Source organism: Petrocella sp., from assembly GCF_059865615.1.
The window spans coordinates 40,424-66,662 of sequence record NZ_JCBCDA010000009.1 but is presented as its reverse complement, the minus strand read 5'-3'; the positions used below and the strand labels follow the sequence as shown (position 1 = coordinate 66,662).

Below are 26,239 nucleotides of genomic sequence, written 5' to 3'. Positions count from 1 at the left end.
GCGTGTGGGATGAACCTATTAAAAGAGCTTGACAAGATGTTGTACCTATGATAAATTTATAGTTGCACGTTTGTAGGGCTTTTTTTTATGCGCTATTTTTAAAAAGAAAGCAGCTTCAAACACAACATATTTTAACAGTAGAACAAGTGGAGGTGGAAGTTGTGCGCGTTAAAATCACGCTAGAATGTACGGAGTGCAAGCAAAGAAATTATAATACAACCAAGGAAAAAAGGTTGCACCCAGAACGTATGGAAACAAAAAAATATTGTAGATTTTGTAGAAAACATACTAATCACAAGGAAACAAAATAGTTTTCTATAAAGCACAGAAGGAAGTGAAACAATGGGTGAATTAAACACTACGAGAAAAACTGATTTTTTCAAAGGTCTAAAAAGCGAGTTTAAAAAAATCGTATGGCCTAGTTTCCCAGTTTTAATGAAGCAGACGGGTATTGTGATCGCTGTTTCATTGGTCGTCGGCGGTATAGTTGCAGGAATTGATACAATATTCGGTGCAATTGTACGTTTCTTACTACTATAAACAACAGAAGGATGGTTCTATGTCTGAAGAAGCAAAATGGTATGTAGTTCATACCTACTCAGGGTATGAAAACAAGGTGAAAGCCAACATTGAAAAGTTAATAGAAAACAGAAAGCTACAAGATCAGATTGTAGAAGTTATCGTCCCCCTTCATAAGGTACTGGAAGATAAGAACGGTCAACGCAAAGAAGTAGAGAAAAAACTCTACCCAGGTTACGTCATCCTTAAGATGTTGATGAATGATGAGACTTGGTATGTTGTGCGTAACACAAGAGGTGTTACAGGCTTCGTAGGACCGGGATCCAAGCCAGTGGCTTTAACAGAAGCGGAAATCAAAACCATGGGCATCGATTTACATATTACGAAGATGGACGTGGCCATTGGTGATACGGTAACGGTAACAGATGGACCATTCGATGGTTCGGTTGGTGTCGTAAAAGAGATTCACGACCACAAAAGAACCGTTATTGTTAATCTGTCAATATTTGGTAGAGAAACGCCGGTTGAATTGGACTTTTCCAATATGGTAAAGGTCTAGAATCGTAACAATTTGTCCATAACGGACAAGTGGGAGGGAAATCCCCGTAAATACCACATCGGATATAGCTGATTTCCCATAGGCGCTTTGCGCTATTAGTTATATTTTAGAAATCAGGAGGTACGCTATCATGGCGAAAAAAGTTACAGGACTTATAAAATTACAAATTCCTGCTGGGAAAGCAACACCAGCACCACCAGTTGGACCGGCTCTTGGTCAGCATGGTGTTAACATTATGCAGTTTACAAAAGAATTCAATGCAAAAACAGCGGATCAACCAGGTATGATTATTCCTGTTGTCATCACTGTATATGCAGACAGAAGTTTTAGTTTCATCACAAAGACACCACCTGCGGCAATCCTGCTTAAAAAAGCATGTAACATTCAGTCCGGTTCAGGTGAACCTAATAAAACAAAAGTGTCTAAGATTTCAAAAGCAGAAGTTCAAAAAATTGCAGAGCTTAAGATGCCGGACCTAAATGCGGCCAACATCGAAACAGCGATGTCAATGATCGCAGGAACAGCAAGAAGCATGGGTATTGTTGTAGAAGACTAACAACAAGCCGGACAATTTGAAAACATCGGTCGACCGATAATCCGTGGAAGGGTAAAACCCGATACTACCACAAGGAGGTATAATAATGAAAAAAAGCAAAAGAAAGATTGAGTTACATAAATTAGTTGATAAAACGAAGCAATATGATCCAGCAGATGCTTTAAGCTTAGCTATTGAAACAGCAAAAGCAAAATTCGATGAAACCGTAGAGGTCCATGTTAGACTTGGTGTTGACGGACGTCATGCTGAGCAACAAGTGCGTGGTGCAGTTGTACTACCACACGGTACTGGTAAGAGTGTTCGTGTGCTTGTATTTGCAAAAGGTGCAAAAGCAACAGAAGCAGAAGCAGCAGGCGCAGATTTTGTTGGTGCAGAAGACCTGATTCCAAAAATCCAGAATGAAGGATGGTTGGAGTTTGACGTTGTCGTTGCAACACCTGATATGATGGGTGTGGTTGGTCGTCTTGGTAGAGTCCTTGGTCCAAAAGGCCTTATGCCAAACCCAAAAGCCGGCACGGTAACCATGGATGTAGGTAAAGCAATAGAAGAAATCAAAGCTGGTAAAATTGAGTATAGATTAGATAAAACAAACATCATACATTGTCCAATAGGAAAAGCTTCTTTTGGACAGGAAAAACTTGCGGATAACTTCCACACTTTAATGAATGCAATTATAAAAGCAAAACCATCCGCTGCAAAAGGTACCTACCTTCGTAGCGTATCCGTAGCTTCAACAATGGGCCCTGGCGTGAAGGTAAACCCAATGAAGTTAGATAGCTCAGTGGCAAAATAATAAATCATGTCTTTGGATCAGCTGTTATGGCTGATCTGAGGGCAAAAAATAGTTGACATAGGGTCTGGCATTTGTTATACTCTATCTCGCAGGTCAGATGGATTCCAGATGACCATTATATCGCTGTAGACAGTAGGTGCGTAAGCATAAAGATATCATTCGCCTACCGAGGAGACTTTTTTTATCATGAATGATGATATGAATCGACCTTTGTCTATTGACAAAGGTCTTTTGTTTATAACAAGTCTATGGCAAGCCCCAATAAATAATTCAAGGAGGTGTACTAAATGCCAAGAATCGAAGAAAAACAATCAGTAATCAAAACTATCAAGGATTCAATAGAAGGTGCAACATCCATCGTATTGGTTGACTATCGTGGCCTTTCCGTTGAACAAGATACTGAACTTCGTAAGTCATTGCGTGAAGCTAACGTAACTTACAAAGTGTTTAAGAACTCAATGATGAGTTTTGCATTTCAAGGAACAGAATTTGAAGCTTTAGAAAAGCATTTGGCAGGACCTAGTGCAATAGCCATCAGTTACGAAGATCCTACTGCAGGACCTAGAGTGTTGCTAAAGCAATCAAAAGCATTCAAGAACCTTGAGTTCAAAGCTGGTGTTGTAGAAGGTGTTTATTATGATGACGCAACAATTGTCAAAATTGCCGCTATTCCATCAAGAGAAGAACTGCTTTCAAAATTACTTGGAAGTATCAAATCACCAATATCTACATTTGCACGTACCATCAAAGCCGTTGCGGATAAAGCGGCTGAAACTGGTGTGGCGACAGCGGCAGAACTTGTTTCTGACAATTTAGCAGTAGTTGCTGAACCTATAGCAGAAGTCGTAGAAGAAGTTGCAGTTGAAACTGAAGTAACCACAATAGAAAAAACAGAAGAATAATAATATACGGAGGTGTCATACAATGGCAAAATTATCAACTCAAGAACTCATAGAAGCAATCAAAGAATTAACCGTACTTGAACTGAATGAACTTGTATCAGCATGTGAAGAAGAATTTGGCGTGTCAGCAGCAGCGGGCGTAGTCGTAGCAGCAGGTGGCGGCGAAGCGGCGGCAGCAGAAGAAAAAACTGAGTTTGATGTTGAGTTAACATCAGCAGGTTCTCAGAAGATTAAAGTCATCAAAGTTGTAAGAGAAATCACCGGACTTGGTCTTAAAGAAGCAAAAGACTTAGTTGAAGGTGCACCAACAGCAGTTAAAGAAGGCGTAACAAAAGCTGAAGCAGATGAAATGAAAGCTAAGCTTGAAGAAGTTGGCGCTGAAATAACACTTAAATAATATTATACCTAACCCCTGGATTGCATAATCTAGGGGTTAATTATCATCATTGAAACTAGAACAAAAAAATATTTGTTTTAGTTTTTTTTGCATAATGGCATCAATGGTTAAGTGAAACTTACAAGATGGTTTTCGTAAAGGTTTAGAGAAAAATCGTGGTTTTTACGAAGGTCATCAGAAAAATCATTTACAGGATAAAAAATCTGCAATCAGAATGACATTTTTTGTTGGAGAATTATTCTTGACACCCAATATAAGGTGTGATATTATTTGTTAATGCGTTAATATGGCTTTGTATGCTCATTTATAGGTTTTTGTGGATTTTTTAAACCATAAGAGTCAATTAAGTAGGGTGTTTAGCAGGGTATCGTCACTTTTATACACAAACATGAAGTGTGTATTTATAATAAATCATATAGCCAAGGGGTGAAACTAAACCATGGAGAAAAACAGGATTAAACCTACCAAGTACGGAACAGGTCTTAGAATGAGCTATTCTAGTGAAAAAGAAGTTCTTGAAATGCCTAATTTAATTGAGGTACAAAAGAATTCTTATCAATGGTTTCTAGAAGAAGGATTGAAAGAAGTATTTCGCGATATTTCCCCAATAAGCGATTACAGCGGCAATCTGAAGCTTGAATTTATTGACTTTGCTCTGAACAAAGAAATCAAGTATTCAATGGAAGAGTGTAAGGATCGCGATGCTACTTATGCGGCCCCACTAAAAGTCAAAGTCCGACTTTTTAACAAGGAAAAAGACGAAATCAAGGAACACGAGATTTTCATGGGTGACTTACCACTCATGACTCCAACAGGAACTTTTGTTATTAACGGTGCAGAGAGAGTTATTGTAAGTCAGCTGGTACGTTCACCTGGTATTTATTATAATATCAATTATGATAAGATTGGGAAGCAACTTTATTCTGCAACGGTTATACCAAATAGAGGTGCATGGCTGGAGTTTGAAACAGATTCCAATGATATTTTCCATGTTCGTGTGGATAGAACAAGAAAAGTTCCGGTTACAATTCTAATCCGTGCCCTAGGTATAGGAAAAGATGCAGAAATCAAGGAACTTTTTGGTGAGGAAATGAAAATCCTTGCAAGTATTGAAAAGGACAATACAGGCAGTTACGAAGAAGGTCTAATTGAGATCTATAAACGTATACGTCCGGGTGAGCCGCCATCTGTTGAAAGCGCGGAGTCTTTAATCAATTCTATGTTTTTTGATCCAAGAAGGTACGATCTTGCAAAAGTAGGCCGTTACAAATTCAATAAAAAATTATCCTTTATGTTTAGGATTGCAGGACAAACTCTATCGGAAGATGTTATTGACCAAACCACTGGAGAAGTCATTGCAGAAGCCGGTGAAGTGTTAACGCCTGAAAAAGCAGATGACATACAAAATGCTGCGGTGCCATATGTTTATGTGACTGCAGAAGATAAAAAAGTTAAAATTTTATCCAATATGATGGTAGATATTGACAGGTATGTCCAAGTTGATCGAAAAGAGTTAGATATATTTGAGCATGTTTATTACCCTGTTCTTGCTGAATTAATGGCTGAGTACGAGGGTGACGAACTAATTGAAGCCATTTCCAAAAATGTGGCAAGGCTTGTACCAAAGCATATAACAAAAGAAGATATCATTGCTTCTATTAATTATAATATCCATCTTGAGCACGGTGTAGGTGTTAAGGATGACATTGACCATTTGGGAAATCGTCGTATTAGAGCCGTAGGTGAGTTGCTTCAGAATCAATTTCGTATTGGTTTATCAAGAATGGAGCGTGTTGTTCGTGAAAGAATGACCATCCAAGACCCTGAAGGCATTACGCCTCAAACTTTAATTAATATTCGACCTGTAACAGCAGCCATCAAAGAGTTTTTTGGTAGTTCACAGTTGTCGCAGTTTATGGACCAAACCAACCCACTGGCAGAATTAACCCATAAAAGACGTTTGTCAGCCTTAGGTCCTGGTGGTTTATCTAGAGAGCGTGCAGGTTTTGAGGTTCGAGACGTTCATGATTCTCATTACGGCCGTATGTGCCCTATTGAAACACCAGAGGGTCCAAATATTGGTTTAATCAACTCTCTAGCTTGCTATGCCCGTATTAATGAATATGGCTTTATAGAGGCACCTTATCGTAAGATTGATAAAACAGGTGAAAAACCGGTAGTCCTTGATGATATTGTTTATATGACTGCCGATGTTGAATGGAATTATCGTGTAGCTCAAGCCAATGAGCCTCTTGACGAAAACAATCACTTTGTACATAAGTATGTAACAGGGCGTTTTGGCGAACACATCATTGAGATGGAAGATATTAGAATCGACTTGATGGACGTATCACCGAAGCAGGTATTTTCTGTTGCAACAGCTATGATCCCTTTTCTTGAAAACGATGATGCGAATAGAGCCCTTATGGGATCTAACATGCAACGTCAAGCAGTACCTCTCTTGTTAACAGAATCATCTATTGTAGGTACGGGGATGGAATACAAAACAGCCGTTGACTCAGGTGTTATGGCAATTGCTAAAAATGACGGTGTTGTTGAACGCGTATCGTCAGAAGAGATTGTAGTAAAGACGAAGGCAGGACAAAAAGATTATTATCGTCTCACGAAGTTCTCCAGAAGCAATCAAGGTACATGTATCAATCAAAGACCTTTGGTTAATAAAGGCCAAAAAGTCTTAAAAGGTGATGTTTTAGCGGATGGACCCTCAACCAGCAATGGCGAGATTGCTTTAGGTAAAAACCCCTTGATTGGTTTTATGACATGGGAAGGTTACAACTTTGAGGATGCGATTCTCTTGAGTGAGAATCTGGTAAAAGACGATGTGTATACATCACTACATATAGAAGAATACGAAGCAGAAGCGCGAGATACTAAGCTAGGTCCTGAAGAAATAACGAGGGATGTACCGGGTGTCGGAGACGATGCATTAAAAGACTTAGACGAACGGGGTATTATAAGAATTGGTGCTGAGATTAGATCTGGCGACATTCTCGTTGGTAAAGTAACACCAAAAGGTGAAACAGAATTAACAGCTGAAGAAAGACTGCTTAGAGCCATCTTCGGTGAGAAGGCCCGTGAAGTTAGAGATACTTCTCTAAAAGTACCCCATGGTGCAAAAGGCATTGTTGTAGATGTTAATGTATTTACAAGAGAAAACGGAGATGAATTAGCACCGGGTGTTAATCAATCTGTTAGAGTTTATATTGCTAAGAAAAGAAAAATCTCTGTTGGTGATAAAATGGCGGGTCGTCATGGTAACAAAGGTGTAATATCTCGAATATTACCGGTTGAAGACATGCCTTTCTTACCAAACGGTAGACCTCTGGATATCGTACTCAATCCCCTAGGTGTTCCTTCACGTATGAACATAGGTCAGGTTCTTGAAGTTCACCTTGGTCTAGCTGCAAAAGCACTAGGCTTCAAAGTGGCCACACCGGTTTTTGATGGGGCCAATGAGATTGATATCATGGAAACACTAGATCTAGCCAATGATTATGTCAATTCTGAGTGGAAAACATTCTGTGGTAAATGGGAAAACAAATTAAATGAAGGTTTATTACAATACCTTGAGGAAAATCAAAAACACAAGGAAGAATGGGCAGGTGTACCAATTACATCAGATGGGAAAATTGCCCTTAGAGACGGAAGAACCGGTGAGTACTTTGATAATCCGGTTACCATCGGTTATATGCACTACTTAAAACTTCACCATTTGGTTGAGGATAAGATTCATGCACGATCAACCGGACCTTACTCACTTGTAACACAACAACCACTGGGTGGTAAGGCACAATTCGGAGGTCAGAGATTTGGAGAGATGGAAGTTTGGGCGCTTGAAGCATATGGTGCTGCCTATACATTACAAGAAATCTTGACTGTTAAATCAGACGATGTTGTTGGACGTGTTAAGACTTACGAAGCCATCATTAAAGGTGAAAACATACCTGAGCCGGGTATTCCAGAATCCTTTAAAGTACTACTTAAAGAATTACAGTCACTATGTCTAGACGTAAAAGTTTTAACAAGTGACAATATAGAAATCGATGTCAAAGAGGATTTTGAAGACGACTATGATTTGTCAGCGAATACGGCTGTAAGCGATGAAAAGATACCGGATATGGCTGCCGTTGGGAAAGTGGAAATCGGATCTGATATTGAAGACGATACAGACTTGTTGGAAATACAGGATGAAGAAGAAGAAGCTTCCCTTGAAGATAGTTTTATTATTCAAGACGAAGAAGAGTTGTTTGAATAAGCCACATCGATAAAGTAGGTCGTAAGGAAGGAGTTTCCCAATATGCAAAGTGAAGTTAAGCAACAATCTGAAGCGTTGGTATTTGACGCTATTAAAATAGGTCTTGCTTCACCCGAACGGGTCAGAGAATGGTCCAAGGGTGAAGTCAAAAAGCCGGAAACCATCAATTACAGAACCTTAAAGCCTGAAAAAGACGGACTCTTTTGTGAGAAAATCTTTGGCCCCAGTAAAGACTGGGAATGTAATTGTGGCAAATATAAGAAAATACGTTACAAAGGTGTGGTTTGTGATCGTTGTGGCGTAGAAGTTACAAAATCAAAAGTGAGAAGAGAGCGTATGGGTCATATTGAGCTTGCTGCGCCTGTATCTCATATCTGGTACTTTAAAGGAATTCCTAGCCGAATGGGTTTAATCCTAGATATGTCCCCTAGAACACTTGAAAAAGTATTATACTTTGCTTCTTATATCGTCATTGATGCCGGTGAAACATCACTACAGTACAAGCAAGTACTTACAGAAAAAGAGTACACGGAAGCCTGTGAGAAATATGGCCATAAATTTAGGGCAGCTATGGGTGCGGAAGCCATTCGTGAGATCTTATCGCAAATTGATTTAATGGGAGAATCTGAACAATTGAAAAAGGCATTAAAAGATGCTTCAGGACAAAAGAGAGCGCGTATTATTAAGCGTCTTGAAGTTATTGAAGCCTTCAAAGAATCAGGTAATCTGCCTGAATGGATGGTTTTATCTGTTGTACCGGTTATACCACCGGATATCCGTCCTATGGTTCAGCTAGATGGTGGACGTTTTGCCACTTCAGACCTTAACGATTTGTACCGACGTGTGATCAATAGAAACAATCGTCTACAAAGACTGTTGGATCTAGGTGCACCTGATATTATTGTAAGAAATGAAAAAAGAATGCTTCAAGAAGCCGTTGATGCTTTGATTGACAATGGTAGACGGGGAAGACCGGTTACAGGACCTGGTAACAGACCACTTAAGTCCTTATCCGATATGTTAAAAGGTAAGCAAGGACGTTTCCGTCAGAACTTACTTGGTAAACGTGTCGATTATTCTGGGCGTTCTGTTATCGTAGTTGGACCGGAACTTAAAATATATCAATGTGGTTTACCAAAAGAAATGGCCATAGAACTCTTCAAGCCATTTGTAATGAAAGTACTCGTAGAAGATGGTCTAGCACACAATATTAAATCAGCAAAGAAAATGGTGGAAAGACTTGAGCCTGGGGTTTGGGACGTATTAGAAGACGTCATCAAGGAGCACCCTGTTATGCTTAACCGTGCTCCCACTCTACACAGACTGGGTATACAAGCCTTTGAACCTGTACTGGTTGAAGGTAAAGCCATTAAGTTGCATCCTCTTGTTTGTACGGCTTATAACGCTGACTTCGATGGTGACCAAATGGCAGTGCATGTACCTTTATCAGTGGAAGCACAAGCAGAATGCCGTTTCTTATTGCTATCTCCTAACAACCTATTAAAGCCTTCAGACGGGGCACCGGTATCCGTTCCTTCACAGGATATGGTTCTTGGTATTTACTATTTGACTTTGGATAAAGTAGGAGAACCGGGAGAAGGTTCTATTTTCAAAGATGAAAATGAAGCAATTTTAGCTTATGACAATAAAGTGATTAGCTTGCATGCACGTATCAAGGTAGAACGCGTTCGCATCATTGATAATAAGAGAGAAAGACGACTTATAGAGACAACCGTAGGGCGTATTATTTTCAATGAAGCTATTCCTCAAGATCTTGGATTTATTGAAAGACTTACTGTAGATAACCAACTATTATTTGAAGTCGATTTTTTAGTTGGCAAAAAACAAATGCAGGAGATTTTGAATTATTGTATTAATGTTCATGGCGCTACAAAAACAGCAGAAGTTTTAGATGAAATCAAAAAACTTGGCTTCAAATATTCAACACAAAGTGCCATTACCGTATCTATATCGGACATGGAAGTCCCGGATGAGAAAAAAGGCTTTGTTGATGAGGCTGAAAAAACCCTCGAAGATATTATCAAGCAGTTCAAGCGTGGCTTGATGACAGAAGAAGAACGTTATAACAGTGTTATTCAAACATGGCGTGAATGTGATGATAAAATCACTAAAGCTCTTCTTGGCAATCTAGATAGATATAACAATATATATATGATGGCTCATTCCGGAGCCCGTGGATCGGATAATCAGATTAAACAGCTTGCAGGTATGCGTGGACTTATGGCGGATACATCCGGTCATACGATTGAACTACCGATTAAATCTAACTTCCGTGAGGGTCTTGATGTACTTGAGTATTTTATTTCCGCTCATGGTGCTCGTAAAGGTCTTGCAGATACAGCTCTTAGAACAGCAGATTCAGGTTATTTGACAAGAAGGTTGGTTGATGTTTCTCAAGATCTAATTATCAGAGAAACAGACTGCTGTAAAGATGAGCCGGAAGTTGCAGGAATGATTATAAAAAGCTTTATGGATGGTGAGGAAGTCATAGAAGGCCTAGAAGAAAGAATGACCGGACGTTGGTCCATTGAGGAGATTAAGCATCCAAAGACCGGTGAAGTTCTAGCAAGAGCCGATCGTATGATTACACCAATCAAAGCAAGAAATATTATAAAAGCAGGCATCAATCAAGTTAAGATTAGAACAGTTTTATCTTGCAAATCAGAAGTAGGAGTATGTGCTAAGTGCTATGGTTCAAATATGGCAACAGGCATACCGGTTCAAGTGGGTGAGTCGGTCGGTATTATCGCAGCTCAGTCTATTGGTGAGCCGGGAACACAGCTTACCATGCGTACTTTCCATACTGGTGGTATAGCAACAGCAGATGACATTACCCAAGGTCTTCCAAGGGTTGAAGAACTTTTTGAAGGAAGAAAACCCAAAGGTTTGGCCATTATTGCGGAGTTTAGTGGAAAAGCTGTTATGCAAGAAACGAAGAAAAAACGTGAAATGGTCATTACTAATGCGGATACAGGTGAATCAAAAGCATATCTAATCCCCTATGGATCAAGAACAAAAGTTGCGGATGGTAGCATGGTAGAAGCAGGGGATGAGTTGACCGAAGGTAGTGTTAACCCTCATGATACCCTTAGAATCAAAGGTATAAGAGCGGTACAAGACTATATCTTACAAGAGGTACAACGTGTCTACAGGCTCCAGGGTGTTGAAATCAATGATAAACATGTTGAAGTTATTTGCAGACAGATGCTTAAAAAACTCCGTATAGAAGACAGTGGTGACACATCCTTCTTACCGGGCAGTTTGATTGATCGACTTGAATTTGAGAAAATCAATAAAGAAATGGAAGACAAAGGACTTGAACTTGCTGTTGGTACCCAAGTGCTACTTGGTATTACGAAAGCATCTCTTGCTACGAATTCCTTCTTATCAGCCGCCTCATTCCAAGAAACAACTAAGGTATTGACGGATGCAGCTATCAAAGGAAAATCAGATCCTTTAATCGGCCTAAAAGAGAATGTTATTATCGGTAAGTTAATTCCGGCAGGAACGGGTATGAAGCGTTACAGAAAATTGAATATCATTGAAAAAGATATTGAAAATGATAATGCAGAAGAACTATTGTTCCAGGATGAATATTAGACGTGAGTACCACTTAGGGAGCCTGTCTAGGCTCCCTAAGTGATTTTCAAGGAAAGTCTATGTTATGTTAATACGTTGAAGCGTAGCCTTTTTGTTCATACTGATTAAGACGCCAAGACATTGATACGCTAATCATTTGTCAATATGAATAAAACTGTTTTTCTTGACAGAATAGGTAACTCATGATAGAATTCATCAGTGTGCATTTTGATGCGTATTTTGTCTGTAAGAAACGGTGTACAGATAAGAATGAATTCTTTAATGAAAGAGATGGTTACTATGCACAGATTACAAGAAGGTTCTAAAGTTGTAGGTACAAAGCAAACCCTTAGAGCACTTGAGCGTAACCAAGTAGAGGTGTTGTTTGTTGCAGAAGATGCGAATACACGATTACTGGCAAAGCTCACAGAAATGGCGGAAACCAACCATATAGCGATTGTATATGTAAAAACAATGGAAGAACTAGGCAAAGCTTGCAATGTTAAAGTGAAAGCCGCAACCGCAGCACTAATCGTAAACAACTTATTTTCAGGAGGTGAAAAGAATGCCAACGATTAACCAGTTAGTTAGAAAAGGCAGAAAAGAAATCGTTAAGAAATCAACAGCGCCAGCACTTCAAAAAGGATTTAACTCCTTACATAAGAAGTCAACAAATATCTCAGCGCCTCAAAAGCGTGGTGTTTGTACAGCTGTAAAAACTGCAACACCTAAGAAGCCTAACTCAGCCCTTAGAAAAATCGCCAGAGTGCGTTTGACGAATGGACTTGAAGTTACAGGTTATATTCCAGGTGAAGGCCACAACTTACAAGAACATAGTGTTGTTCTCATTAGAGGTGGTAGAGTAAAAGACTTACCAGGTACACGTTATCACGTTATTAGAGGTACATTAGACACAGCTGGCGTAGCTGACCGTCGTCAATCTCGTTCCAAATACGGAGCAAAACGACCTAAGGTGAAAAGCTAATTAATCAATTAAACTGAACACCTTCAGAATCAAGAAGCGTTGTTCGATGTAGTGCCAGTTATGAATGTATATAACCTGTGGTTGCAGGATGAAATATATGAAAAACTAGCGCGACACACAGAAATCGTATGATTTCTGCGAGTACCTATGAATTAATTTAGCGCAAAGGCGCAAATCAATAATTAAGGAGGGAAGAACCGTGCCACGTAAAGGACATACACCCAAAAGAGATGTATTACCAGATCCAATATATGGAAACAAGGTTGTAACCAAACTGATCAATAACATCATGCTAGATGGTAAAAAAGGTGCAGCACAAAAGATCGTATACGGTGCTTTTGAAAAAGTAGCAGAAAAATCAGGTAAAGATGCTTTAGAAGCTTTCCAAGAGGCTCTTGGGAATATCATGCCTGTACTAGAAGTGAAAGCAAGACGTGTCGGTGGAGCAACTTACCAAGTGCCAATCGAAGTGCGTCCGGACAGAAGACAAGCCCTTGGACTACGATGGTTAACAATCCACACAAGAAAACGTGGGGAAAAAACCATGGTAGACCGTTTGGCTGGTGAATTATTAGATGCACTTAATAATACCGGTGGGTCTGTTAAGAAGAAAGAAGATACACATAAAATGGCAGAAGCAAACAAAGCATTTGCACATTTTAGATGGTAAAATCTGTTTTGTTTTATAGCCAAATAATACAGATTGCAATTCATTAACAGTTTAGACCAAAGGAGGAAATACTTTGGCAGGTAGAAATTATCCGTTAGATCGGACCAGAAACATCGGCATCATGGCACACATTGATGCCGGTAAAACTACCTTGACTGAGCGGATACTATTTTATACAGGCATAAGCCATAAGATCGGTGAAACTCATGAAGGTGCAGCAACAATGGACTGGATGGAGCAAGAGCAAGAAAGAGGTATAACCATTACTTCTGCTGCGACAACATGTTCATGGTTAGATAATAGAATAAACATTATAGACACACCAGGTCACGTTGACTTCACTGTTGAAGTTGAACGATCTCTCCGTGTACTAGATAGTGCGGTTGGCGTATTCTGTGCAAAGGGTGGGGTTGAACCTCAGTCTGAAACAGTATGGCGTCAAGCGGACAAATATGAAGTACCTAGAATGGCATTTGTTAATAAGATGGACATTATGGGTGCAGATTTCTTTAACGTTGTTAGTATGATCAAAGAACGCCTTGGTGCGAACGCTGTACCGATTCAGTTACCAATCGGTGCTGAAGAAGACTTTGTTGGTCTAATTGACCTAATGACGATGAAAGCCTATATCTATAACGATGATTTAGGTGAAGATATTTCAGAAGTTGAGATTCCAGAAGATATGCTGGAATTAGCTACAGAATACCACAATGAAATGGTAGAAAAAATAGCGGATACAGATGAAGATCTTATGATGATGTATTTAGAAGGCGAAGAGATAGCGACGGATGAACTTAAAGCAGCTCTTCGAAGAGCAACCATAGGGGTAAAAATCATACCTGTGTTTTGCGGTTCAGCTTACAAAAACAAAGGTGTTCAAAAACTTTTGGATGCGGTTATAGCGTATATGCCTTCACCACTTGATGTGCCTGCAATTCAAGGTGTTGATATGGATACAGAAGAATCGGTTGAAAGACCGGCATCTGATGAAGCTCCTTTTTCAGCATTGGCCTTTAAGATTATGGCGGACCCATTTGTTGGTAAGCTAGCATTCTTTAGAGTTTATTCAGGAACCATTAATGCAGGTTCTTATGTTTTGAACTCAACAAAGAATAAAAAAGAACGTATGGGAAGAATTCTTCAAATGCATGCCAACAAAAGAGAAGAACTTGAAAAAGTTTACTCTGGGGATATAGCCGCAGCTGTTGGTCTTAAGTTGACAACAACAGGGGATACCCTTTGTGATGAAAAACACCCGGTTATTCTTGAGTCTATGGTATTCCCAGAACCGGTAATATCGGTAGCGATTGAACCTAAAACCAAGGCTGGTCAAGAAAAAATGGGTATCGCACTTGCAAAACTTGCAGAAGAAGATCCGACCTTTAAAACATTTACAAACACAGAAACTGGACAAACCATCATAGCCGGTATGGGTGAGCTTCATCTAGAGATCATTGTAGACCGTATGTTAAGAGAGTTTAAAGTTGAAGCCAATGTAGGTGCACCACAGGTTGCTTATAAAGAAACTCTTACCAAAGCCGTTGATGTGGATAAAAAATATGCACGTCAATCCGGTGGACGTGGACAATACGGGCATTGTAAAGTACGATTTGAACCAATGGATGTTAATGGTGAGATCACTTATGAATTCGTGAATTCAACAACTGGTGGTTCAATCCCAAGAGAATACGTACCGGCAGTTGATGCAGGTATTAGGGATGCAATGCAATCCGGTGTTCTTGCAGGCTATGAAGTTGTTGGTGTTCGTGCAGACTGTTACGATGGTTCTTACCATGATGTCGACTCTTCAGAAATGGCATTCAAGATTGCTGGCTCTATGGCGTTTAAAGATGCTATGAAAAAAGGTGATTCTGTATTACTTGAACCAATCATGAAGGTAGATATACTTGTACCGGAAGAATATATGGGTGATGTCATTGGTGATATTAACTCAAGACGTGGAAGAATTGAAGGTATGGAGCCAAGAAATGGTGCTCAAGCCATACATTGTTATGTTGCATTATCTGAGATGTTTGGATATTCAACGGACATTCGTTCCAAATCACAGGGACGTGGAACCTTCTCCATGCAATTTTCACATTACGAGCAACTTCCGAAGAGTATTCAAGAGAAAATACTTTCTGGAAAAGGCCTAGAGTAAGGAAATATTCCTTGCAATTGGATGTACAATAAAATATAATTCTAATTAGAAAAAACAGATAAGTTATGACGAAGGGATTTTCAAAATGCCTTGGTGTCATTAATTAAAGGAGGAAAAAAGTAATGGGTAAAGCTAAGTATGAAAGAACGAAACCGCATGTAAATATCGGAACAATTGGTCACGTTGACCATGGTAAAACAACTTTAACAGCAGCAATCACAAAAGTACTATTTGATAGACTTGGTACTGGATCAATCGTTGATTTCGATAACATTGATAAGGCACCAGAGGAAAGAGAAAGAGGGATTACAATCTCTACAGCACACGTTGAGTATGAGACTGAGAATCGTCACTACGCTCATGTTGACTGCCCAGGTCACGCCGACTACGTTAAGAACATGATCACTGGAGCGGCTCAAATGGACGGTTCTATCCTTGTTGTTGCGGCAACTGATGGACCAATGGCTCAAACAAGAGAGCATATTCTTTTGACGCGTCAAGTTGGTGGTACACATATCGTCGTATTCATGAACAAATGCGATATGGTTGATGATGAAGAATTACTAGAATTGGTTGAAATGGAAATCAGAGAATTATTATCTGATTACGGATTCCCAGGAGATGATCTTCCTGTAATCCAAGGATCAGCACTTAAAGCACTAGAAGATACAAGCAGCAAATGGGGCGATATTGTTCTTGAGTTAATGCAAGCTTGTGACGATTATATTCCGGAGCCAATACGTCAAACAGATAAGCCTTTCTTGATGCCTATCGAGGACGTTTTCTCAATCACTGGTCGTGGTACAGTTGCGACAGGTAAAGTTGATCGTGGTGTTTTACATGTTCAAGATAATGTTGAGATTGTTGGTCTTAAAGAAGAGTCAAGAAAAGTTGTATGTACAGGCGTAGAGATGTTCCGTAAGCTTCTTGATGAAGCTCAAGCGGGTGATAACATTGGCGCATTACTTCGTGGTGTACAGAGAGAAGAGATTGAACGTGGACAAGTACTTGCAGCGCCTGGTTCAATTACACCTCATACAACATTCAAAGCACAAGTATATGTACTTAAAAAAGAAGAGGGTGGACGTCATACACCATTCTTTGGAAACTACAGACCACAATTCTACTTCACTACAACAGACGTAACTGGTGTCATCAATTTACCAGAAGGTGTAGAAATGTGTATGCCTGGCGACAACATCGAGATGGACGTTGAATTGATTGCGCCGATCGCGATGGAAGTTGGTCAAAAGTTCTCAATCCGTGAGGGTGGAAGAACGGTTGGTTCAGGATCTGTAACTGTAATCAGCAAGTAATGTTATTAAAAGCACAGGGTTACCCGTCAAGGGTAGCCCTGTTTTATTATGAGTCTCCTGTAAACTTTTCCACAGTATGTATGATTACAATCGACTTTTGGTACATACATTATACACACTGCTTTCAGGAACCACATGGTCGGTGTTAGCTTATTTGAAAAAATATAGAAAAAGCTTGCATTAGATAAAACCATAAGTTATAATATAAAGGCTGTGACAATAAAAGCAATGAAGTTAGAGGTTGCCGTATATAAACTACGGGTAATTCTAATGGAGCGGATGTCATGTTCAAGAAACTGACGACAAGATCACTGTACGAATAAGATGCCATCAATTAAGTTTGATGAAGGACGTGTGAATGAATGACACGCCAGGCAAGATGTACAGTCACCACTTGTCGTACTCAAGTACGAAAAGGAGGCGACTTTTTTTATGGCAACTCAAAAAATGAGAATTAGCTTGAAAGCGTATGATCATCAATTAATCGACCAATCATCAGAGAAGATCATCGAAACTGCAAAGAAAACAGGAGCGAAAGTGAGCGGACCTATCCCACTTCCTACTAAAAAGGAAATCATTACAATTCTAAGAGCTGTACACAAGTACAAAGACTCTAGAGAGCAGTTCGAACAAAGAACACACAAAAGATTAATTGACATATTAATGCCAACAGCTAAAACGGTAGATGCACTTATGCGTCTAGAACTACCTGCTGGGGTAGATATTAAAGTAGATGTAAAATAATATCCACATTAGAGGTTTATATAGAAGGAAATGTTTTATATAACCGTCTAGGATGATTACGTCAATGTAATCCGCTGTAGATCAATAGGAGGTGCAATATGCAAAAAGCAATTATTGCGAGAAAAGTAGGTATGACACAAATCTTCATGGAAGATGGCGCGTTGGTTCCTGTAACCGTATTACAAGCCGGTCCATGTACAGTTGTTCAAGTGAAAACCGTAGATAACGATGGCTATAGTGCTGTTCAAATCGGTTTTGAAGACAAAAAAGAAAAACACACAACACAACCTTTACAAGGTCATTTCCAAAAAGCTGGCGTTACTGCAAAAAAAGTACTTAAAGAATTCAGACTTGAAAATGCAGAAACATTTGAAGCTGGTCAAGCAATCACAGCTGACATATTTGCTGTTGGTGACATGATTGATGTAAGTGGCACAAGTAAAGGTAAAGGGTTTCAAGGTAACATTAAGCGTCATGGACAAACAAGAGGCCCCATGGCTCACGGTTCTAAGTACCACAGAAGACCTGGTTCAATGGGACAAGCATCATCACCTTCAAAAGTATTCAAAGGTAAAAACTTACCTGGACATATGGGTGCTGTAAAAGTGACGATTCAAAATCTTGAAGTTGTAAGAGTGGACGCAGAGCAAAATTTGATTTTAGTAAAAGGTGCTGTACCTGGACCTAAAAAATCTATCTTAACAATTAGAGACGCAGTTAAGGCGTAGTAATTGCAGGAAGGAGGAACGAAAATGGCAAAAGTATCTGTATACAATATGGATGGTAAACAAGTAGAAGAACTGGAATTAAACGATAGCATTTTTAGTGTTGAGATCAAAAACCACTTAATGCATATGTCTGTTGTTCAACAACTTGCAAATAAACGTCAAGGTACACAAAGCGCTAAAACACGTGCAGAAGTACGTGGTGGTGGTAGAAAACCTTGGAGACAAAAAGGAACGGGTAGAGCTAGAATCGGTTCAATAAGAGCACCACATTGGACAGGTGGTGGTGTGGTTTTTGCACCAAAACCAAGAGATTACGCGTTCAAACTCAATAAAAAAGAAAAAAGAATTGCCCTTAAATCTGCACTATCAGCAAAAGTTGCTGATGGGAAATTCATCGTTCTTGATGAATTGGCATTTGATGGTATAAAAACAAAAGATATGGTTAAGGTGCTTGACAACCTCAGTGTTAAAAAAGCATTAATCTGTATCAACGATAACAACAAAAATGTATTATTATCAGCTAGGAACATAGCAAATGTAGCAACAGCTCAAACCAATACGATCAATGTGTATGATATTCTGAAGTACGATACATTCGTAACGACTAAGGCAACTGTGGCAACAATAGAGGAGGTGTACGCATAATGGCAAGCATAAATTACTATGACGTACTACTTAAACCTGTAATCACTGAAAAAAGCATGGATCAGATGGGCGACCGTAAATACACATTTTCAGTGCATCCAGAAGCGACTAAGGTTCAAATCAAAGAAGCGGTTGAAAAAATGTTTAAAGGTGCTATCGTTCAAAAAGTCAATACGATGAATAAAGACGGTAAGACAAAAAGACGTGGTACGACAAGCGGTAAAACAGCTAAAACAAAAAAAGCAATCGTAACTTTGACTGCAGAGAGTAAAGAAATCGATTTCTTCGAAGGAATGTAAAAAACACATTCCGGGGACACACACGGTAGCGTGGTAAGACGCTACAGGAAAGGAGCTAAAAGACAATGGGTATTAGAAAATACAAACCTTATACACCTTCCAGAAGGCATATGACGGCTTCTACTTTTGAGGAAATCACAAAATCAACACCTGAAAGATCCTTAGTAGTGGCAATTAAAAAGAATTCAGGAAGAAACAATCAAGGTAAAATTACTGTGAGACACCGTGGTGGTGGCGCTAAAATAAAATATAGAATCATTGATTTCAAAAGAAACAAAGATGGAGTACCGGCTAAAGTAGCATCTATTGAGTACGATCCAAACCGTACAGCTAACATTGCATTACTTCAATACGCAGATGGTGAAAAGAAATACATTCTTGCACCGGTAGGCCTTAAAGTTGGATCAACTTTAATGAGTGGCGCAGATGCAGAAATAAAAATAGGTAATGCATTACCACTTATCAACATTCCCGTAGGTTCACAAGTACATAACATTGAGATGAAGCCGGGCAAAGGCGGACAACTTGTACGTTCAGCTGGTAATGTAGCACAACTTATGGCAAAAGAAGGTAAGTTTGCAACACTAAGATTACCATCCGGTGAAATGAGAATGGTGTCTAGTGAATGTAGAGCGACCATCGGTCAAGTCGGCAATGTTGATCATGAGCTTATTACTATAGGTAAAGCAGGACGTAAACGTCATATGGGTATTCGCCCGACAGTACGTGGTTCTGTAATGAATCCTTGTGACCATCCACATGGTGGTGGTGAAGGTAAATCACCAATCGGACGTCCAAGTCCAATGACACCTTGGGGTAAACCAGCTCTTGGTCTTAAGACAAGGAAGAAAAACAAACATTCTAACAAATATATCGTGAGAAAACGTGGCAGTAATAAATAGTCACTCATCCATATCGATTAATGCAAAAGGAGGCTTTATAAATGGCTCGTTCATTGAAAAAAGGACCATTTATTGATGGGCATCTACTTAAAAAAGTAGAGGCACTCAATGAAACCGATAGCAAGCAAGTTATTAAAACTTGGTCAAGACGTTCCACTGTATTCCCAGAGATGGTTGGACATACAATCGCCGTGCATGACGGTAGAAAACATGTACCTGTATACATCAGTGAAGACATGGTTGGTCATAAACTTGGAGAATTTGTTTTAACCAGAACCTTTAGAGGACACGGTAAAGATGAAAAGAAATCAAAAGTACGTTAATTATATGTACGAAAGGAGGCACTTTTAGATGGCTAAAGGACATAGAAGTCAGATTAAACGTGAAAGAAATGCAAATACAGATGACAGAGCGAAAGCAAAAGTATCATTTGCAAGAGTTTCTGACACAAAAGCACGAATTGTATTAGACACCATAAAAGGTAAAGACGTTGTATCTGCCCTTGGTATATTAGCTTTTACACCAAGAAAAGCTGCACGAGTTATAGAAAAACTATTGAATTCAGCAATTGCAAATGCTGAAAATAATCTTGGACTTGACCCAAACAACTTATACATTCAAGAGACATTTGCCAATAAAGGACCAACACTTAAGAGAATCAGACCAAGAGCTCAAGGTAGAGCTTTTAGAATTCAAAAAAGAACCAGTCACATCACGATTATCTTAAACGAAAGGTAAAGGAGGTAAGGCATGGGACAAAAAGTTAATCCACACGGCTTAAGAGTCGGTATCATCAAGGATTGGGATTCAAGATGGTATGCCGAGAAAAATTTTTCAGATCTTCTGGTAGAAGACTTTAATCTTAGAAAATTTTTAAAGAAAAAACTGTACTCTGCAGGCATCTCAAAAATCGAAATTGAAAGAGCATCTGAAAGAGTGAAAGTCAACATTTATACTGCTAAACCTGGTATTGTAATTGGTAGGGGTGGATCAGCAATTGACGAGACCAAAAAAGAAGTTGAAGCTATGGTGACAGGAAAAGTGATTGTCAACATTGTTGAAGTCAAAAGACCTGAGAAAACTTCTCAATTAGTAGCTGAAAACGTAGCGCTTCAATTGGAGAACCGTGTATCGTTTAGAAGAGCTATGAAACAAGTTATGGGACGCGCATTAAAATCGGGCGCAAAAGGAATCAAGGTACAATGTTCAGGACGTCTGGGTGGTGCTGAAATGGCACGAGTTGAAAGTTATAACGAAGGTAACATTCCACTTCAAACCCTTAGAGCTGACATTGACTATGGATTTGCTGAAGCAGATACAACTTACGGTAAAATTGGCGTAAAAGTATGGATTTGCCATGGTGAAGTTCTTCCTAAGAAAGCTAACAAAGGAGGAAATAAATAATGTTAATGCCAAAAAGAGTAAAAAGACGTAAACAATTCCGTGGACGTATGACAGGTAAAGCCACTCGTGGTAACCAAATCATTTATGGTGAATTTGGAATCGTTGCAATGGAAGCTGCTTGGATACGTTCCAATCAAATAGAATCAGCCCGTGTTGCCATGACACGTTACATCAAGCGTGGTGGTAAAGTTTGGATTAAGATTTTTCCAGACAAGCCTGTAACTACTAAACCAGCAGAAACACGTATGGGTTCTGGTAAAGGTTCACCTGAGTATTGGGTTGCGGTTGTAAAACCGGGACGCGTTATGTTTGAACTTGCAGGAGTTCCAGAAGAGACAGCTAGAGAAGCCCTAAGACTTGCAATGCACAAGTTGCCATTGAAATGTAAAATTGTTTCTCGCGCAGATTTAGAAGGCGGTGAATAATTGTGAAGTCAGCAAAATATTTAGAAGAGTTAAGAAATAAGTCGGCAGCTGAATTACAAGAAGCGTTGGTACTTGCGAAAAAGGAATTATTCAACTTAAGATTCCAAAATGCAACCAACCAATTAGAGAATACAGCTCGTATCACAGCAGTAAGAAAAAATATTGCAAAGATCCAAACAATTATTGCTGAGCAATTGCAAGCAGCTAAGTAATAATCTCGAAAGGAGGCATTGTTGTGACAGAAAGAAATCTGAGAAAAGTAAGAAGCGGACGTGTTGTTAGTGACAAAATGGACAAAACAGTTGTTGTTGCCATTGAAGGCACAGTAAAACATCCATTGTATCATAAAGTAGTGAAAAGAACATACAAGCTTAAGGCTCATGATGAAAACAATGAGTGTAAAGTTGGCGATAGAGTAAAAGTGATGGAAACCAAGCCAATCTCAAAAGACAAGAGATGGCGTTTAGTAGAAATCATCGAGAAAGCAAAATAGTATTCCCGAAAGGAGGTTTTCAGCATGATTCAACAAGAATCTAGACTTAAAGTAGCTGATAATACAGGTGCCAAAGAAATCCTATGTATTCGTGTACTGGGAGGTTCAACTAGAAGATATGCTAGTGTTGGTGATGTGATCGTTGCTACCGTTAAAGATGCAACACCAGGTGGCGTTGTAAAAAAAGGCGACGTGGTTAGAGCCGTAGTCGTTAGAACAGTAAAAGAAATCAGACGTAAAGATGGTTCATATATAAGATTTGATCAAAACGCAGCAGTTGTGCTTAAAGATGATGGTACTCCAAGAGGTACACGTATCTTTGGTCCTGTGGCAAGAGAACTTCGTGAGAAGAAGTATATGAAAATCTTATCACTAGCACCAGAAGTATTATAAGGAGGTGTACACATGTCAAAGATGAAACTTAAAACCGGCGATACTGTAAAAGTAATCACTGGTAAGGATAAAGGCAAAGAAGGCAAGATTTTAGATGTCAACAGCAAGTCAGGTAGAGTACTAGTTGAAGGTATTAATAAAGCAACTAAGCACACGAAACCAAGTGCGGCCAATCAACAAGGTGGTATCATACATAAGGAAGCCATGATTGATGCTTCTAATGTTATGTATATGCACAAAGGTAAGCCGACCAAACTTGGCGCAGTCGTTTCTACAGTTGAGCGTAATGGCAAAACCAAAACTGTGCGTAAGCGTGTAGCCAAGACTACTGGTGAAGTCGTCGACAAATAATCGAAAGGAGGTCCATTCAATTGAGTAGACTTATTGATACTTACAGAAATGAAATCGTTGAAGGTATGATGAAAAAATTCAACTATACAAATAAATTACAAGTGCCAAAGATTGAAAAAATCGTCATCAATATGGGTGTCGGTGAAGCTAAAGAAAACCAAAAAGCTATGGATTCTGCAGTCAGTGATCTTACAACTATTGCAGGTCAAAAGCCACTTGTAACAAAAGCAAAAAAATCAGTAGCAGCCTTTAAATTAAGAGAAGGTATGAACATTGGTACGAAGGTAACCCTTCGTGGCAAGAGAATGTATGAGTTCTTAGACCGTCTTGTTAACTTATCTTTACCACGTGTTCGTGACTTTAGAGGTGTTAACCCCAACTCTTTCGATGGTAGGGGTAACTATGCAATGGGCATTAAGGAACAACTTATATTTCCGGAGATCGAATATGACAAGATTGACAAAATCAGAGGTATGGATATCATCATTGTTACAACTGCTAACACAGATGAAGAAGCTAGAGAGCTACTAACTCAATTCGGAATGCCTTTCAGAAAATAAAGGAGGTAATAATCAATGGCTAAAACGTCAATGAAGGTTAAACAACAACGTAAACCCAAATTCTCCACACAAGCTTACACCCGTTGCAGACTTTGCGGAAGACCTCATAGTGTATTGAAAAAATACGGTATATGCAGAATTTGTTTCAGAGAACTTGCATACAAAGGACAAATCCCCGGTGTTAAAAAAGCTAGTTGGTAAACAACATATAGGAAGGAGGCAATTATCATGACAATGAGTGATCCTATTGCAGATATGCTTACAAGAATTAGAAACGGTAACACAGCAAAGCATGACATTGTAAAAGTTCCATCATCAAAGATGAAACTTGCTGTTGTTGATATATTAGTAAAAGAAGGTTACATCAAAAACTATAAAGTTATAGCGGATGGCGCTTTCAAATCAATTAAAATCGAACTTAAGTATGGTGCGGATAAGAATGAAAAAGTTATTTCCGGTATCAAAAAGATATCAAAGCCAGGACTTAGAGTTTATGCAAGCAAAGATGAGTTACCATCAGTACTTGGTGGACTTGGGACAGCGATTATATCAACAAATAAAGGTCTGATTACAGACAAAGAAGCTAGAAAGCTAAATGTTGGTGGCGAGGTTATAGCCTTTATCTGGTAAATCAACCAGTTGTGCTACCAAGCATTATAAAGATTTCTAAAAGCACTAGAAATTAACTTTAAACTATGATAGTCTTTTTAAGACTGTCAATAGACACCTTGAGCATATTCAAAATACAAGCATGTGTCTGATTAGGTGAAAAGATAGTTTCAAGATAGAAGCTGTTTTAATTTAACCGTAAGGAGGAAAAAAGAATGTCTCGAATTGGAAAATTACCAATTACTGTTCCGACAGGTGTTGATGTTACAGTAACAAAAGAAAACTTTGTTACTGTAAAAGGACCAAAAGGAACAATAGCAAAGCAAGTACCAAAAGAAATGGAAATAAAACTTGAGGGTTCAGAAGTCGTGGTTACAAGACCGAGTGAACTTAAAAAGATGAAATCATTACATGGGCTTACAAGAACGTTAGTCTTTAATATGGTTGAAGGTGTAACGAATGGTTACACAAAAGTACTCGAGATCAATGGTGTCGGATATAGAGCTAAAAAAGACGGTAGAAAACTAGACCTAAGTTTAGGTTATAGTCATCCTGTAGTTATGGAAGATCCAGAAGGTATTGAATCTGTGGTTGAAGGTAATAAGATAACCATCAGCGGGATCAGCAAAGAAAAAGTTGGTCAATACGCAGCCGAAATCAGATTCAAAAGACCACCAGAGCCCTATAAAGGCAAAGGGATCAAGTACATTGATGAAATCATCAGACGTAAAGAAGGAAAAGCTGGTAAGTCATAAGCATAGACTAAGTCTTGCATGAGCACCTTTATATGAAATCGATGATTCTTCGGACAACTTTCATAATAAAATTGACAAAGGGGTGAAATCCAAATGATTAAGAAAATATCCAGACAAGCAGTTCGTGTTAAAAAACACTTGAAAATAAGAAACAAAATTTCAGGTACTCCTGCTAGACCAAGATTAGCTGTTTATAGAAGCAATACGCATATCTATGCTCAAATCATTGATGATGTTAAGGGCAACACACTCGTTGCAGCTTCAACTGTAGAAAAGGCAATCAAGGAGACATTGGAAAAAACCAACGATATAACGGCAGCAAAAGCTGTTGGTGATTCTATTGCGAAAAAAGCAATTGAAAAAGGCATCGACGCTGTTGTTTTTGACCGTGGTGGGTATATTTATCATGGCAAGATCAAAGCATTAGCTGACGCAGCTCGAGAAGCTGGGTTAAAATTCTAAGTAAGGAGGTTGACACATGAAGCGAAACATTATAGATTTTAATGGCTTAGAACTTAAAGAAAAAGTCGTAACCATTAAACGTGTAACGAAGGTTGTAAAAGGTGGACGTAACTTCAGATTCACAGCAACGGTTGTTGTTGGAGATGAAAACGGACACGTTGGTGCCGGTATGGGTAAAGCTGTGGAAATTCCAGAAGCAATCCGTAAAGGTATAGAAGATGCAAAGAAAAAAATGATTGAGATTCCACTAGATGAAAATAACAGTATACCACATGACTGGTTAGGGAAATTCGGTAGTGCTTCAGTTTTACTTAAAAGAGCACCTGAAGGTACCGGTGTTATAGCTGGTGGCCCGGCACGTGCTGTGCTTGAGCTTGCTGGTATCAAAAACATCAGAACAAAATCCCTTGGGTCAAACAATAAGGCAAATCTTGTTGCAGCAACCATCACAGGGCTTAGTCAATTGAAAACACCAGAGCAAGTAGCCAATCTTCGTGGTAAAACAGTAGAAGAAGTATTAGGTTAGGAGGGAACCAAGATGGCAGATAAATTAATAATTACTTTAGTTAAATCGACAATTGGCGCCAAACCTAAACACAAGTTAACCGCTGAAGCCTTAGGTTTAACAAAACTTAACAAAACAGTAGAACAAAGTGACAATGCGGCAATTAGAGGTATGATTCAGTCGATCGTGCACTTAGTAAAAGTTGAAGAAGTTTAGTCGAAAAAACAATA

34 protein-coding genes and 1 other annotated feature are annotated in these 26,239 nt (G+C 39.1%); all 34 genes read left to right on the top strand.

Translation table 11 applies throughout. The annotated features are described in order from the left end of the window. Nucleotides 1-161 precede the first annotated feature (161 nt). The 34 genes from rpmG to rpmD all read left to right on the top strand — a co-directional run bounded on the left by rpmG (nt 162) and on the right by rpmD (nt 26,225). Nucleotides 162-311 carry a 50S ribosomal protein L33 gene (gene rpmG / locus AC6F8J_RS01655; RefSeq protein ID WP_125137674.1) on the top strand — a complete coding sequence of 50 codons (150 nt, stop codon included), beginning with the start codon at nt 162-164 and terminating at the stop codon, nt 309-311. A 31-nt stretch (nt 312-342) separates the two neighbouring features. Next, nucleotides 343-540 carry a preprotein translocase subunit SecE gene (secE, locus tag AC6F8J_RS01650; RefSeq protein WP_500720497.1) on the top strand — a complete coding sequence of 66 codons (198 nt, stop codon included), beginning with the start codon at nt 343-345 and terminating at the stop codon, nt 538-540. 19 nt (nt 541-559) lie between these two features. Beyond that, on the top strand, nt 560-1,078 hold the full coding sequence (gene nusG / locus AC6F8J_RS01645) for a transcription termination/antitermination protein NusG (protein WP_275840818.1): 519 nt from the start codon (nt 560-562) through the stop codon (nt 1,076-1,078). 130 nt (nt 1,079-1,208) lie between these two features. Next, entirely contained in the window at nt 1,209-1,634 is a 426-nt protein-coding gene (rplK, locus tag AC6F8J_RS01640; RefSeq protein ID WP_125137677.1) for a 50S ribosomal protein L11, read from the top strand. An 85-nt stretch (nt 1,635-1,719) separates the two neighbouring features. Further along, the gene (gene rplA, locus AC6F8J_RS01635) at nt 1,720-2,427 is read left to right on the top strand and encodes a 50S ribosomal protein L1 (RefSeq protein ID WP_500720496.1); all 708 of its coding nucleotides are present in this window, start codon (nt 1,720-1,722) and stop codon (nt 2,425-2,427) included. 105 nt (nt 2,428-2,532) lie between these two features. Then, nucleotides 2,533-2,671, top strand: a sequence feature (ribosomal protein L10 leader region). A 43-nt stretch (nt 2,672-2,714) separates the two neighbouring features. Then, a complete protein-coding gene (gene rplJ / locus AC6F8J_RS01630; protein WP_500720495.1) occupies nt 2,715-3,329 on the top strand; it encodes a 50S ribosomal protein L10 in 615 nt (204 codons plus the stop codon). A gap of 22 nt (nt 3,330-3,351) precedes the next feature. Next, nucleotides 3,352-3,726 (top strand): 50S ribosomal protein L7/L12, encoded by a 375-nt coding sequence (rplL, locus tag AC6F8J_RS01625; protein ID WP_275840823.1) that lies wholly within the window; start codon nt 3,352-3,354, stop codon nt 3,724-3,726. Nucleotides 3,727-4,165: 439 nt separating this feature from the next. Continuing rightward, complete coding sequence (gene rpoB, locus AC6F8J_RS01620; protein ID WP_500720494.1) at nt 4,166-8,002, top strand: DNA-directed RNA polymerase subunit beta; 3,837 nt, start codon at nt 4,166-4,168, stop codon at nt 8,000-8,002. 42 nt (nt 8,003-8,044) lie between these two features. Then, the gene (gene rpoC / locus AC6F8J_RS01615; RefSeq protein ID WP_500720493.1) at nt 8,045-11,623 is read left to right on the top strand and encodes a DNA-directed RNA polymerase subunit beta'; all 3,579 of its coding nucleotides are present in this window, start codon (nt 8,045-8,047) and stop codon (nt 11,621-11,623) included. A gap of 249 nt (nt 11,624-11,872) precedes the next feature. Beyond that, nucleotides 11,873-12,181, top strand: a complete 309-nt coding sequence (locus AC6F8J_RS01610) for a ribosomal L7Ae/L30e/S12e/Gadd45 family protein (RefSeq protein WP_500720492.1) — start codon at nt 11,873-11,875, stop codon at nt 12,179-12,181. Continuing rightward, nucleotides 12,168-12,587: a 30S ribosomal protein S12 gene (gene rpsL, locus AC6F8J_RS01605; protein WP_500720491.1), complete on the top strand. Its 420-nt coding sequence runs from the start codon at nt 12,168-12,170 to the stop codon at nt 12,585-12,587. Before AC6F8J_RS01610 ends, rpsL begins: the two co-directional genes overlap by 14 nt. A 199-nt stretch (nt 12,588-12,786) precedes the next feature. Then, complete coding sequence (gene rpsG / locus AC6F8J_RS01600; RefSeq protein ID WP_500720490.1) at nt 12,787-13,257, top strand: 30S ribosomal protein S7; 471 nt, start codon at nt 12,787-12,789, stop codon at nt 13,255-13,257. A gap of 73 nt (nt 13,258-13,330) precedes the next feature. Next, nucleotides 13,331-15,418 (top strand): elongation factor G, encoded by a 2,088-nt coding sequence (fusA, locus tag AC6F8J_RS01595; protein ID WP_500720489.1) that lies wholly within the window; start codon nt 13,331-13,333, stop codon nt 15,416-15,418. 122 nt (nt 15,419-15,540) lie between these two features. After that, a complete protein-coding gene (tuf, locus tag AC6F8J_RS01590; protein WP_500720488.1) occupies nt 15,541-16,734 on the top strand; it encodes an elongation factor Tu in 1,194 nt (397 codons plus the stop codon). Between the two features lie 432 nt (nt 16,735-17,166). Further along, nucleotides 17,167-17,478, top strand: coding sequence for a 30S ribosomal protein S10 (gene rpsJ / locus AC6F8J_RS01585; protein WP_125137688.1), 312 nt, complete (start codon nt 17,167-17,169; stop codon nt 17,476-17,478). A gap of 98 nt (nt 17,479-17,576) precedes the next feature. Next, complete coding sequence (gene rplC / locus AC6F8J_RS01580; protein WP_500720487.1) at nt 17,577-18,206, top strand: 50S ribosomal protein L3; 630 nt, start codon at nt 17,577-17,579, stop codon at nt 18,204-18,206. A gap of 24 nt (nt 18,207-18,230) precedes the next feature. Then, complete coding sequence (gene rplD, locus AC6F8J_RS01575) at nt 18,231-18,851, top strand: 50S ribosomal protein L4 (protein ID WP_500720486.1); 621 nt, start codon at nt 18,231-18,233, stop codon at nt 18,849-18,851. Further along, nucleotides 18,851-19,150, top strand: a complete 300-nt coding sequence (gene rplW / locus AC6F8J_RS01570) for a 50S ribosomal protein L23 (RefSeq protein WP_275840837.1) — start codon at nt 18,851-18,853, stop codon at nt 19,148-19,150. The genes rplD and rplW overlap by 1 nt, the downstream gene beginning before the upstream one ends. 65 nt (nt 19,151-19,215) lie before the next feature. After that, nucleotides 19,216-20,052, top strand: coding sequence for a 50S ribosomal protein L2 (gene rplB / locus AC6F8J_RS01565; protein WP_500720485.1), 837 nt, complete (start codon nt 19,216-19,218; stop codon nt 20,050-20,052). Nucleotides 20,053-20,093: 41 nt separating this feature from the next. After that, nucleotides 20,094-20,375, top strand: coding sequence for a 30S ribosomal protein S19 (gene rpsS / locus AC6F8J_RS01560; RefSeq protein ID WP_125137693.1), 282 nt, complete (start codon nt 20,094-20,096; stop codon nt 20,373-20,375). A 28-nt stretch (nt 20,376-20,403) separates the two neighbouring features. Further along, the gene (rplV, locus tag AC6F8J_RS01555; RefSeq protein ID WP_500720484.1) at nt 20,404-20,790 is read left to right on the top strand and encodes a 50S ribosomal protein L22; all 387 of its coding nucleotides are present in this window, start codon (nt 20,404-20,406) and stop codon (nt 20,788-20,790) included. A 12-nt stretch (nt 20,791-20,802) separates the two neighbouring features. Next, nucleotides 20,803-21,456 (top strand): 30S ribosomal protein S3, encoded by a 654-nt coding sequence (gene rpsC / locus AC6F8J_RS01550; protein WP_500720483.1) that lies wholly within the window; start codon nt 20,803-20,805, stop codon nt 21,454-21,456. Then, a complete protein-coding gene (gene rplP / locus AC6F8J_RS01545) occupies nt 21,456-21,881 on the top strand; it encodes a 50S ribosomal protein L16 (protein WP_500720482.1) in 426 nt (141 codons plus the stop codon). The genes rpsC and rplP overlap by 1 nt, the downstream gene beginning before the upstream one ends. A gap of 2 nt (nt 21,882-21,883) precedes the next feature. Then, a complete protein-coding gene (gene rpmC / locus AC6F8J_RS01540) occupies nt 21,884-22,093 on the top strand; it encodes a 50S ribosomal protein L29 (protein WP_125137697.1) in 210 nt (69 codons plus the stop codon). 23 nt (nt 22,094-22,116) lie between these two features. After that, nucleotides 22,117-22,374: a 30S ribosomal protein S17 gene (gene rpsQ / locus AC6F8J_RS01535; RefSeq protein WP_500720481.1), complete on the top strand. Its 258-nt coding sequence runs from the start codon at nt 22,117-22,119 to the stop codon at nt 22,372-22,374. 24 nt (nt 22,375-22,398) lie between these two features. Next, nucleotides 22,399-22,767 (top strand): 50S ribosomal protein L14, encoded by a 369-nt coding sequence (rplN, locus tag AC6F8J_RS01530; RefSeq protein ID WP_275840841.1) that lies wholly within the window; start codon nt 22,399-22,401, stop codon nt 22,765-22,767. A gap of 12 nt (nt 22,768-22,779) precedes the next feature. Then, complete coding sequence (rplX, locus tag AC6F8J_RS01525; RefSeq protein ID WP_125137700.1) at nt 22,780-23,118, top strand: 50S ribosomal protein L24; 339 nt, start codon at nt 22,780-22,782, stop codon at nt 23,116-23,118. 20 nt (nt 23,119-23,138) lie between these two features. Then, a complete protein-coding gene (gene rplE, locus AC6F8J_RS01520; RefSeq protein WP_500720480.1) occupies nt 23,139-23,678 on the top strand; it encodes a 50S ribosomal protein L5 in 540 nt (179 codons plus the stop codon). Between the two features lie 15 nt (nt 23,679-23,693). Then, nucleotides 23,694-23,879, top strand: a complete 186-nt coding sequence (locus AC6F8J_RS01515) for a type Z 30S ribosomal protein S14 (protein ID WP_125137702.1) — start codon at nt 23,694-23,696, stop codon at nt 23,877-23,879. Between the two features lie 27 nt (nt 23,880-23,906). After that, nucleotides 23,907-24,308: a 30S ribosomal protein S8 gene (gene rpsH, locus AC6F8J_RS01510; RefSeq protein ID WP_500720479.1), complete on the top strand. Its 402-nt coding sequence runs from the start codon at nt 23,907-23,909 to the stop codon at nt 24,306-24,308. Between the two features lie 194 nt (nt 24,309-24,502). Further along, the gene (rplF, locus tag AC6F8J_RS01505) at nt 24,503-25,042 is read left to right on the top strand and encodes a 50S ribosomal protein L6 (RefSeq protein WP_500720478.1); all 540 of its coding nucleotides are present in this window, start codon (nt 24,503-24,505) and stop codon (nt 25,040-25,042) included. Between the two features lie 93 nt (nt 25,043-25,135). Then, entirely contained in the window at nt 25,136-25,504 is a 369-nt protein-coding gene (gene rplR / locus AC6F8J_RS01500) for a 50S ribosomal protein L18 (protein ID WP_500720477.1), read from the top strand. A gap of 16 nt (nt 25,505-25,520) precedes the next feature. Continuing rightward, on the top strand, nt 25,521-26,030 hold the full coding sequence (gene rpsE / locus AC6F8J_RS01495; protein ID WP_125137706.1) for a 30S ribosomal protein S5: 510 nt from the start codon (nt 25,521-25,523) through the stop codon (nt 26,028-26,030). Nucleotides 26,031-26,042: 12 nt separating this feature from the next. Next, complete coding sequence (gene rpmD / locus AC6F8J_RS01490) at nt 26,043-26,225, top strand: 50S ribosomal protein L30 (RefSeq protein WP_500720476.1); 183 nt, start codon at nt 26,043-26,045, stop codon at nt 26,223-26,225. Nucleotides 26,226-26,239: the final 14 nt, after the last annotated feature.

Coding starts and splice junctions, on each gene's coding strand:
- secE (WP_500720497.1), top strand. CDS start 343: ATGGGTGAATTAAACACTACGAGAAAAACTGATTTTTTCAAAGGTCTA.
- nusG (WP_275840818.1), top strand. CDS start 560: ATGTCTGAAGAAGCAAAATGGTATGTAGTTCATACCTACTCAGGGTAT.
- rplK (WP_125137677.1), top strand. CDS start 1,209: ATGGCGAAAAAAGTTACAGGACTTATAAAATTACAAATTCCTGCTGGG.
- rplA (WP_500720496.1), top strand. CDS start 1,720: ATGAAAAAAAGCAAAAGAAAGATTGAGTTACATAAATTAGTTGATAAA.
- rplJ (WP_500720495.1), top strand. CDS start 2,715: ATGCCAAGAATCGAAGAAAAACAATCAGTAATCAAAACTATCAAGGAT.
- rplL (WP_275840823.1), top strand. CDS start 3,352: ATGGCAAAATTATCAACTCAAGAACTCATAGAAGCAATCAAAGAATTA.
- rpoB (WP_500720494.1), top strand. CDS start 4,166: ATGGAGAAAAACAGGATTAAACCTACCAAGTACGGAACAGGTCTTAGA.
- rpoC (WP_500720493.1), top strand. CDS start 8,045: ATGCAAAGTGAAGTTAAGCAACAATCTGAAGCGTTGGTATTTGACGCT.
- AC6F8J_RS01610 (WP_500720492.1), top strand. CDS start 11,873: ATGAATTCTTTAATGAAAGAGATGGTTACTATGCACAGATTACAAGAA.
- rpsL (WP_500720491.1), top strand. CDS start 12,168: ATGCCAACGATTAACCAGTTAGTTAGAAAAGGCAGAAAAGAAATCGTT.
- tuf (WP_500720488.1), top strand. CDS start 15,541: ATGGGTAAAGCTAAGTATGAAAGAACGAAACCGCATGTAAATATCGGA.
- rpsJ (WP_125137688.1), top strand. CDS start 17,167: ATGGCAACTCAAAAAATGAGAATTAGCTTGAAAGCGTATGATCATCAA.
- rplC (WP_500720487.1), top strand. CDS start 17,577: ATGCAAAAAGCAATTATTGCGAGAAAAGTAGGTATGACACAAATCTTC.
- rplD (WP_500720486.1), top strand. CDS start 18,231: ATGGCAAAAGTATCTGTATACAATATGGATGGTAAACAAGTAGAAGAA.
- rplW (WP_275840837.1), top strand. CDS start 18,851: ATGGCAAGCATAAATTACTATGACGTACTACTTAAACCTGTAATCACT.
- rplB (WP_500720485.1), top strand. CDS start 19,216: ATGGGTATTAGAAAATACAAACCTTATACACCTTCCAGAAGGCATATG.
- rpsS (WP_125137693.1), top strand. CDS start 20,094: ATGGCTCGTTCATTGAAAAAAGGACCATTTATTGATGGGCATCTACTT.
- rplV (WP_500720484.1), top strand. CDS start 20,404: ATGGCTAAAGGACATAGAAGTCAGATTAAACGTGAAAGAAATGCAAAT.
- rpsC (WP_500720483.1), top strand. CDS start 20,803: ATGGGACAAAAAGTTAATCCACACGGCTTAAGAGTCGGTATCATCAAG.
- rplP (WP_500720482.1), top strand. CDS start 21,456: ATGTTAATGCCAAAAAGAGTAAAAAGACGTAAACAATTCCGTGGACGT.
- rplN (WP_275840841.1), top strand. CDS start 22,399: ATGATTCAACAAGAATCTAGACTTAAAGTAGCTGATAATACAGGTGCC.
- rplX (WP_125137700.1), top strand. CDS start 22,780: ATGTCAAAGATGAAACTTAAAACCGGCGATACTGTAAAAGTAATCACT.
- AC6F8J_RS01515 (WP_125137702.1), top strand. CDS start 23,694: ATGGCTAAAACGTCAATGAAGGTTAAACAACAACGTAAACCCAAATTC.
- rpsH (WP_500720479.1), top strand. CDS start 23,907: ATGACAATGAGTGATCCTATTGCAGATATGCTTACAAGAATTAGAAAC.
- rplF (WP_500720478.1), top strand. CDS start 24,503: ATGTCTCGAATTGGAAAATTACCAATTACTGTTCCGACAGGTGTTGAT.
- rplR (WP_500720477.1), top strand. CDS start 25,136: ATGATTAAGAAAATATCCAGACAAGCAGTTCGTGTTAAAAAACACTTG.
- rpsE (WP_125137706.1), top strand. CDS start 25,521: ATGAAGCGAAACATTATAGATTTTAATGGCTTAGAACTTAAAGAAAAA.
- rpmD (WP_500720476.1), top strand. CDS start 26,043: ATGGCAGATAAATTAATAATTACTTTAGTTAAATCGACAATTGGCGCC.